Source organism: Micromonospora sp. D75, from assembly GCF_018070405.1.
GTDB classification, from domain to species: domain Bacteria; phylum Actinomycetota; class Actinomycetes; order Mycobacteriales; family Micromonosporaceae; genus Micromonospora; species Micromonospora chalcea.
The window spans coordinates 1-8,154 of record NZ_JAGPXV010000241.1; the positions used below are offsets into that span (position 1 = coordinate 1).

Sequence of the window (8,154 nt, forward strand, 5' to 3'; positions counted from 1 at the left end):
GTGCGGACCTCGTCGGCCGCAGCGCCGGCCTGCTCGTGGAACTGCCGGTCGAGCTGTACGCGGCCCGCTGGCGGATCGCCCCGCGCCCCGGCCGGGACCTGCGCCGCGCCCGCGACCTGATGGAACGCGACCTGGACCAGCTCGCCGAGCAGGCCGAGGAGTACGCCGGACCGGTCAAGATCCAGGCCGCCGGCCCGTTCACCCTGGCCGCCGCGCTGGAGCTGCCGATCGGCGGCCGGATGCTGCGCGACCCGGGCGCGGTACGCGACCTCGCCGGCTCGCTCGGCGAAGGCCTGCGCGGGCACGTCGAGGCGGTCGCCCGGCGGCTGCCCCGCGCCTCGGTGCTGCTCCAACTGGACGAGCCGTCCCTGCCGGCCGTGCTGGCCGGGCGGGTGCCCACGGAGAGCGGCTTCGGCACCCACCGTCCGGTGGAGACCGAGGTGGCGCGGGGACTGCTGCGCGACGTGATCGACGCGGCGGGCGTACCGGCTCTGGTGCACTGCTGCGCGCCGGACGTACCGCTGGAGCTGATCCGCTCGGCCGGTGCGGTGGGCGTCGCGCTCGACCTGTCGCTGGTCACCGACCTCGACCCGCTCGGCGAGGCGATCGACGCCGGGCTCGGGCTGCTGGCCGGTGCCGCGCCGACGCTGCCACCGGCCTCCGGCCGGGCGCCGACGTCGGCCGAGGTCGCGGGCCGGGTCCGCCGGGTCTGGGACCAGCTCGGCTTCCCCCGCCGCCGGCTGGCCGAGCAGGTGGTGGTCACTCCCGCGTGCGGCCTGGCCGGCGCCACCCCGGCGTACGCCCGCGCGGTGCTCACCGCCTGCCGCGACGCGGGCCGGCGGCTGGCCGAGGACTGACGTTTTCCGTCGTACCCGCCGGGCACGATGACCGGCATGATTGGACGACTGCGTTCCACAGTGATCGACTGCCCCGATCCGCGCGCGCTCGCCGCCTTCTACTCCGAGCTGCTCGGCCTGCCCGTGGTGGAGGAGAACTCCGACGGCGACGAGTGGGTGGTGCTCGGCGGGCCACCCGGGCACCAGCCGCGGGTGGCCTTCCAGCGGGCGCCGGGCCTGCGCACCCCCGACTGGCCCGACCCGGCCCGGCCGCAGCAGTTCCACCTCGACGTGAGCGTCGACGACATCGAGGCGGCCGAGAAGGCGGCGCTGGCGCTGGGCGCACGGCGGCTACCCGGCGAGGGGGAGGGCTTCCGGGTCTACGCCGACCCGGTCGGCCACCCGTTCTGCCTCTGCTGGGACTGATCTTCCCGGGCTTGCGCGGCGGAGGCATGATCGCCACCGTGACCGCCTCCACCGCCACCGGCCGCGTCGCCGGCTCGCTGTTCGGCCTGGCCTACGGCGACGCCCTGGGCAAGCCGACCGAGTTCCTCACCGTCACCGAGATCGTCCGGCGCTACGGCCCGGGCGGTCCGCGCGAGCTGACCGGCGACCCGGCCCTGGTCACCGACGACACGCAGATGGCGCTCGCAGTGGCGTGGGCGCTGCACGAGGCGCCCGCGTACACGGCCGAGGCGGTGGAGCCGCTGCTGCGGCAGCGCTTCGTCGACTGGTCGGTCAGCCCGGAGAACAACCGCGCGCCCGGCATGACCTGCCTGCGGGCCTGCGCCGAGCTGGCCCGGGGCGCCCGCTGGCAGGAGGCCACAGTCGCCGGCTCGAAGGGCTGCGGCGCGAACATGCGCGTCACCCCGGTCGGGCTGCTCGACGTCGACCTCGACACCATGGCCGGGCTGGCCCAGCTCCAGGCCGGGCTCACCCACGGCCACCCGACCGGGCTGGCGGCGAGCGAGCTGACCGCGTACGCGGTCCGGCTGCTGCGCGACGGCGCGGCGCTGCCCGAGCTGCCCGGCCTGCTCACCGAGCGGGCGCGGGAGCAGCGCACCGTCTACCGGGAGGACTGGCTGGGCGACCTGTGGCAGCGGCCCGGCGAGAGCGACGCGGCCGGGTTCGTCGCCCGCGGCTGGGACGACTGCCTGCGGGTGCTCGACCGGCTGGAGGCGGCACTCGCCCGTCCCGACGACGGCGGCGACCCGTGCCGGTTCACCGGCGAGGGTTGGATCGCCGAGGAGGCGCTCGCCACCGCGCTGCTCTGCGCGTTGCGTCACGCGGACGACCCGGTCGGCGCGCTGGCCCGGGGCGCCACCACGGCCGGTGACTCGGACTCCATCGCCGCGCTGGCCGGCGCGTTCGCCGGTGCCGCGTACGGCATGGCCGCCTGGCCGGCCGGGTGGGCCGACCGGATCGAGTACGCCGGTCAGCTCGCCGCGCTCGCCGACGCGCTCGACGCAGGGGCGTCGCAGCGCTGAGGTCCGGAGGCCGCCGGGGTCAGCCGGTGAGGTGGTTCAGGCGGCGCACACCCCGCCACAGGTCCGGGTCGCACGTGCCGGCCCGGTCGGCGAACGCGGTGAGCGGCACCGGGATGGGCTCGCTGATGTCCAGGTAGCTGTCGTGGTCGGCGTCCGGGTCCCAGCTCCGGGTCGGGATCGGCAGGTGGTCGTCCCGGTCCGACTTGTCCTGACTGGTGATCTTCAGGACCTCGGCGTCCCCGCCGTCGACCCGCAGCACCAGGCAGGGCCGCACCTTGGAGCCGGTCCCGTCGGCGTAGGGCACGTCCGCCCACCAGATCTCCCCGGGCCGGGGCTCGTCCCGGTCCGTCCGCCCGGCGCCGCGCGGCCGTGGCGGGACGCCACCCCGGTCACCCCGTGCGCCGGCGCCGGTCCGGCCACCGCGCCCGGAGCCCGGCCGTCGCCCGTCGGCCCGGCCGCGCGCCCCGGCGGAACGGTCGGCCGACCGGCGGCGCCACTCGTTCCAGAGCCAGCCGGCCGCGACGCAGGCCACGATCACCAGCGCCCAGAGAACCCCGTCGCGCATCAGTACCCGCCTTCCGACCGTTCCCGCACAGCGCCGCCGAGGCGATGGTCGCACGCCCGGGGCCGGACCGCGCGGGGGCGTGACGCGCGCCGGTTCGCCCTGCTCGTGCGGGTGGCCGGACTGTTGTCACAGCCGACCGCTACGGTTCTCGGGTAGCGCGAGCACGGGAGGCGACAGCGGTGTCCGAAGGCGGCGGCGTGTCCGAAGAAGCGGTTCCCACTGCGGCCGACGCGGCCCAGGAGGCGGCGGCGGGGGCCGAGCCGACCCCGGCGGCCCGGGAGCGGCACGCCACGCTCAGTCAGGAGCTGACCGAACACCAGTACCGCTACTACGTGCTGGACGCGCCGACGATCACCGACGCGGAGTTCGACGCGCAGCTGCGGGAGCTGGAGGCGCTGGAGGCGGAATACCCGGCGCTGCGCACCCCCGACTCGCCCACCCAGCGCGTCGGCGGCACCTTCTCCACCGACTTCACGCCGGTCGCCCACGCCGAGCGGATGCTCTCGCTCGACAACGCCTTCGCCGACGAGGAGCTGGCCGCCTGGGCCGAGCGGGTCGAGCGCGACGCCGGCGGCCCGGTGCCCTACCTGTGCGAGCTGAAGGTCGACGGGCTGGCCATCAACCTGACCTACTCCAAGGGCCGGCTGGTGCGCGCCGCCACCCGGGGCGACGGCCGCACCGGCGAGGACGTCACCGCGAACGTGCGCAGCATCAAGGGCGTGCCGGCCCGGCTGACCCCGGCCGACGACTTCCCCGACGTGCCGGATCTGATCGAGGTGCGCGGCGAGATCTACTTCCCGGTGGCCGCGTTCGCCGACCTCAACGCGACCCTGGTCGAGCAGGGCAAGGCGCCGTTCGCCAACCCGCGCAACGCCGCCGCCGGCAGCCTGCGCCAGAAGGACCCGCGGGTCACCGCCTCCCGCCCGCTGCGCCTGGTGGTGCACGGCATCGGCGCCCGCACCGGCTTCCGGCCGGCGGCGCAGTCCGAGTCGTACGCCGCGCTCAAGGCGTGGGGGCTGCCCACCAGCGACCGCTGGCGGGTGGTGGACGACCTCGCCGGCGTCGCTGACTACATCGCCTACTACGGCAAGCACCGGCACGACGTCGAGCACGAGATCGACGGCGTGGTGGTCAAGGTCGATCCGGTCTCCATCCAGGGCCGCCTTGGCTCGACCAGCCGGGCCCCCCGCTGGGCGATCGCCTTCAAATACCCGCCGGAGGAGGTGAACACGAAGCTGCTCGACATCGACGTCAACGTCGGGCGCACCGGCCGGGTCACCCCGTTCGCCGTCCTGGAACCGGTCCGGGTCGCCGGCTCCACGGTCGCGCTGGCCACGCTGCACAACGCCCGCGAGGTCGAGCGCAAGGGCGTGCTCATCGGCGACACGGTGGTGCTGCGCAAGGCCGGCGACGTGATCCCCGAGGTGCTCGGCCCGGTGGTCGAGCTGCGCCCGGCCGACGCCCGTCCGTTCGTCATGCCGACCACCTGCCCGGCCTGCGGCACGCCGCTCGCGCCGGCCAAGGAGAGCGACGTCGACATCCGCTGCCCCAACGGGCGCGCCTGCCCCGGTCAGATCCGCGAACGGGTGTTCTACCTGGCCAGCCGGAAGGTGCTCGACATCGAGGTGCTCGGCGAGAAGGGCGCGGCGGCGCTGCTGGACGCGCAGATCATCACCAACGAGGGCGACCTGTTCCAGCTCGACGCCGAGCAGTTGAGCCGGTCACCGTTCTTCGTCAACAAGGACGGCAGCCTGGGCAGCAACGCGGTCAAGCTGCTCGACAACCTGGCCGAGGCCAAGGAACGCGACCTGTGGCGCGTGCTGGTGGCACTGTCCATCCGGCACGTCGGCCCGACCGCCGCCCAGGCGCTCGCCCGGCACTTCCGGTCGGTCGACGCCATCGAGGCCGCCGGCGAGGAGGAGCTGTCCTCGGTGGACGGCGTCGGCCCGACCATCGCCGCCAGCGTCAAGGAGTGGTTCGCCGTCGACTGGCACCGCGACATCGTGCGCAAGTGGGCCGAGGCGGGCGTACGGATGGCCGAGGAGGCCGCCGACGAGGGGCCACGACCGCTCGACGGCGTCACCGTCGTCGTCACCGGCACGCTCAGCGGGTTCAGCCGTGACCAGGCCGCCGAGGCGATCCAGGTCAGGGGCGGCAAGGTGACCGGCTCGGTCTCCAAGAAGACGGGGTTCGTGGTGGTCGGCGACAACCCGGGTTCCAAGGCCGACAAGGCGGCCACGCTGAAACTGCCGATCCTCGACGAGGACGGCTTCCGGGTGCTGCTGGACTCCGGCCCGGACGCGGCCCGCGAGGTGGCCCGGGTGGAGGACTGACGGGCTGGTCACGGCGATCGTCCGCGGATACCAAGTTAATTACGACTCCGACCGATTCGTGACTGTCGTGTCGGGGAAACCGCCTCGGAGGGCGTTTCTTTGGCGTACGGCGCGTGACGGCGCGCGCCTCGTCGTTGCCCCCGGGAGGTGCGATGGAGACCGGCGACCCGCGTAACTCCGTCCCGCCCGGGCGGAGCGGGCCGTTCTTCGGCTTCGTCGGCGCGGTCGGCGTGGTGGCCGCACTTGTCTCGGCCGGGCCGCTGATCGCGCTCGCCGACCGGTCGACCGAGCTGCCGGCCGCGTTCTGGACCATGGCGGCGCTCGCCGTCGCCTGCGACGCCCGCCCGTTCGTGCCGCCCGGGCGGCGGCAGACCTCGGCCGTGTTCCCGTCGACCTGCTTCACCTTCGCCATCCTGCTCGGCTGGGGCTTCGGCCCGGCAGTGGCGGTCCAGGCGGTGGCCGTCGCGGTGAGCGGCTGGCGGCTCGGGTACGCGCCCTGGCGTACCGGCTTCAACGCCGCGCAGTACGCGTGCGCGCTCGCCGCCGCGTACGCGGCCAGCCGGCTCGGTCCGGGCGAGCTGTTCGGCGACGGCCGGCTGCACTGGACCGACGTGGCGGCGGTGGGCGGCGCGACGCTCGCCTGGTTCGTGGTCAACTACGGGCTGGTCAGCTCGGCCGTGCGGCTGCGGTTCGGCGACCGGTGGTGGCCCAGCGTGCGCAGCGGGCTGGCGTACGAGCTGCTGTCCACCGGTTCGCTGCTGCTGCTCGCGCCGGTGCTGGTGGCCGCCGCCCGGGCCAGCGCGGCGCTGATCCCGCTGGTGCTGGTGCCGCTGTTCGCCGTCTACCGGATGGCCCGGCTGTCCGAGGAACGGGAACAGCTCGCCGACGTGGACCCGCTCACCGGGCTGCCCAACCGCAAGGCGCTGCTCACCGAGGTGGCCGAGCAGGTGCACCTGCACGGCGAGCGGGCCGCCCGGGGCGCGCCGGACGCGCACCTGGCGCTGCTGCTGCTCGACCTCGACCGGTTCAAGCACGTCAACGACGCGCTCGGGCACGCGGTGGGGGACCGTCTGCTGGTCGAGGTGAGCGCCCGGCTGATGGGCGTGGTCGGCGCCGGTGACATGGTGGCGCGACTGGGCGGTGACGAGTTCGCCATAGTCGTACCCCGGCTCACCGACATCGACCAGGCCCGCGAGCGGGCCGACCGGGTGGTCGCCGCGCTCGCCGAGCCGGTGCCGCTGGACGGGTTGCCGCTGGACGTGGGCGGTTCGATCGGCATCGCGCTCTACCCGGACCACGGCGAGGACTTCGCCACGCTGATGCGCCACGCCGACGTGGCCATGTACGACGCGAAGCATCGCAACGACACGGTGGCGGTGTACGCGCCGGAGTCCGACCACAACTCGGCCGAGCGGCTGAGCCTCCTGGCCGACCTGCGCCGGGTGCTGGAGTCGGGCCCGTCCGCGCAGGGCGGGGAGACGGTGGGCGTACGCGGGGGTGACGGCGCGGCACTGACGCCGGCGCTGTCGGCGCCGCGACCGGCCCGGGCCGAGCGGCCGTCGCGCAACCAGCGTCCGGCGCGCGACGACGGCCGGGGCGGCGGACGCTCCGGCGACGGGCCGAACCGGTGGCTGCGGCGTCGCCGGGACCGCGCCGGGGAACGGCACGACGATGACCTGATCGAGCGGATCCTCACCGGCGCCGACCCGATCCGCAGCCGGGCCGCGCGCGCCGGCGCGGCCGGAGCGGTGGTGGCGACGCCAGTGGTCGGTGGCGGGGACGCCGACGCGGCGGAGACCGGCACCGGGCGCGACACGGAGGCCGCGCACGAGACCGACACCGGGCACGACGCGCAGGCCGCGGTGAGCACCGGCGCGCCCGGCGTCATCGGGCCGACCGCCGACGGGAGCGCCGAGCCGGAGGACCAGTCCGGGCACCCGGGCGAGATCACCATGTACTACCAGCCGCAGATCGCGATCGCGACCGGCGAGGTGGTGGGCGTCGAGGCGCTGCTGCGGTGGCGGCACCCGCGCCGGGGCATGGTCGACCCGGGCGAGCTGATCCAGGTCGCCGAGCAGAGCGCGGTGATGCGACTGCTCACCCGCCGCGTGGTGGACGACGTGGTGGAGCAGCTGGCCAAGTGGTCGGCGGCCGGGCTCACGCTGCGGGCCGCGCTCAACGTCAGCGTCCGTGACCTGCACACCGGCGAGATCGCCGACCAGATCGCCGACCGGCTGGCCCGGTACGGGGTGCCGCCGGAGCGGCTCCAGGTGGAGATCACCGAGGGCGCGCTGATGGCCGACCCCCGGCGGGTGCTCGCCAGCATCACCCAGTTGCACCGCATCGGCGTCGGCATCGCGCTGGACGACTTCGGCACCGGCTACTCGTCGCTGCAACACCTGCGCCGGCTGCCGCTGTCCGAGGTGAAGGTGGACCGCTCGTTCGTCCTCGGGATGGCCGACGACCCGGACGACGCGGCGATCGTCCGCTCGATGATCGAGCTGGCCGGCGCGCTCGGGCTGCGGGTGGTGGCCGAGGGCGTGGAGGACGAGCGCACCTGGCGGCTGCTGCACGCCGCCGGATGCGACGTGGCGCAGGGCTGGTTCCACGCCCGGCCGATGCCGGCCGAGGACCTGGTGGCCTGGTTGTCGCGCTACCGTCCGGTGCGCCCGGTGGAGGCCGGGAGCCGCAGCGGAGCGGCGCCGGAGGGGGAGGCGAAGGCGTCGTCGTGACGGCGGGACAATAGACTCGCTCCGGTCACCGCGCGTCATCCCGTACGCGCGGCCGGCCCACCGCAGACGTCTCAGGACAGCCACGAAGGGGGCACCCGATGGCCGCCATCTCCCGCGAGGAGGTCGCGCACCTCGCGCGACTGTCGCGGCTCGCCGTCACGGAGGAGGAGTTGGACACCTTCGCAGGCCAGCTGGATGTGA

7 protein-coding genes are annotated in these 8,154 nt (G+C 75.0%); 6 read left to right on the forward strand and 1 reads right to left on the reverse strand.

Annotated elements, in window-relative coordinates; genetic code table 11:
- The 3 genes from KBX39_RS16125 to KBX39_RS16135 form a co-directional block, all read left to right on the forward strand.
- Nucleotides 1-857, forward strand: an 857-nt coding sequence (locus tag KBX39_RS16125) for a methionine synthase (RefSeq protein ID WP_210871318.1), incomplete at its 5' end; no start/stop codon positions are given.
- A gap of 36 nt (nt 858-893) precedes the next feature.
- Complete coding sequence (locus tag KBX39_RS16130; RefSeq protein WP_176722754.1) at nt 894-1,262, forward strand: VOC family protein; 369 nt, start codon at nt 894-896, stop codon at nt 1,260-1,262.
- A 26-nt stretch (nt 1,263-1,288) separates the two neighbouring features.
- Nucleotides 1,289-2,323 carry an ADP-ribosylglycohydrolase family protein gene (locus KBX39_RS16135; RefSeq protein WP_043326052.1) on the forward strand — a complete coding sequence of 345 codons (1,035 nt, stop codon included), beginning with the start codon at nt 1,289-1,291 and terminating at the stop codon, nt 2,321-2,323.
- Between the two features lie 19 nt (nt 2,324-2,342).
- On the opposite strand, the gene KBX39_RS16140 is transcribed toward KBX39_RS16135, so the two are convergent.
- Nucleotides 2,343-2,888: a type II toxin-antitoxin system PemK/MazF family toxin gene (locus KBX39_RS16140; protein ID WP_210871320.1), complete on the reverse strand. Its 546-nt coding sequence runs from the start codon at nt 2,886-2,888 to the stop codon at nt 2,343-2,345.
- Between the two features lie 197 nt (nt 2,889-3,085).
- On the opposite strand from KBX39_RS16140, the gene ligA reads away from it, so the two are divergent.
- From ligA to KBX39_RS16155, 3 genes are all read left to right on the forward strand, one after another.
- Nucleotides 3,086-5,221 (forward strand): NAD-dependent DNA ligase LigA, encoded by a 2,136-nt coding sequence (gene ligA / locus KBX39_RS16145; protein WP_210871322.1) that lies wholly within the window; start codon nt 3,086-3,088, stop codon nt 5,219-5,221.
- Nucleotides 5,222-5,373: 152 nt separating this feature from the next.
- A complete protein-coding gene (locus KBX39_RS16150; RefSeq protein ID WP_210871324.1) occupies nt 5,374-7,953 on the forward strand; it encodes a bifunctional diguanylate cyclase/phosphodiesterase in 2,580 nt (859 codons plus the stop codon).
- A 98-nt stretch (nt 7,954-8,051) separates the two neighbouring features.
- Nucleotides 8,052-8,154, forward strand: a 103-nt coding sequence (locus KBX39_RS16155) for an aspartyl/glutamyl-tRNA amidotransferase subunit C (protein WP_210871326.1), incomplete at its 3' end; no start/stop codon positions are given.

Coding starts and splice junctions, on each gene's coding strand:
- KBX39_RS16140 (WP_210871320.1), bottom strand. CDS start 2,888: ATGCGCGACGGGGTTCTCTGGGCGCTGGTGATCGTGGCCTGCGTCGCG.
- KBX39_RS16135 (WP_043326052.1), top strand. CDS start 1,289: ATGATCGCCACCGTGACCGCCTCCACCGCCACCGGCCGCGTCGCCGGC.
- KBX39_RS16130 (WP_176722754.1), top strand. CDS start 894: ATGATTGGACGACTGCGTTCCACAGTGATCGACTGCCCCGATCCGCGC.
- KBX39_RS16150 (WP_210871324.1), top strand. CDS start 5,374: ATGGAGACCGGCGACCCGCGTAACTCCGTCCCGCCCGGGCGGAGCGGG.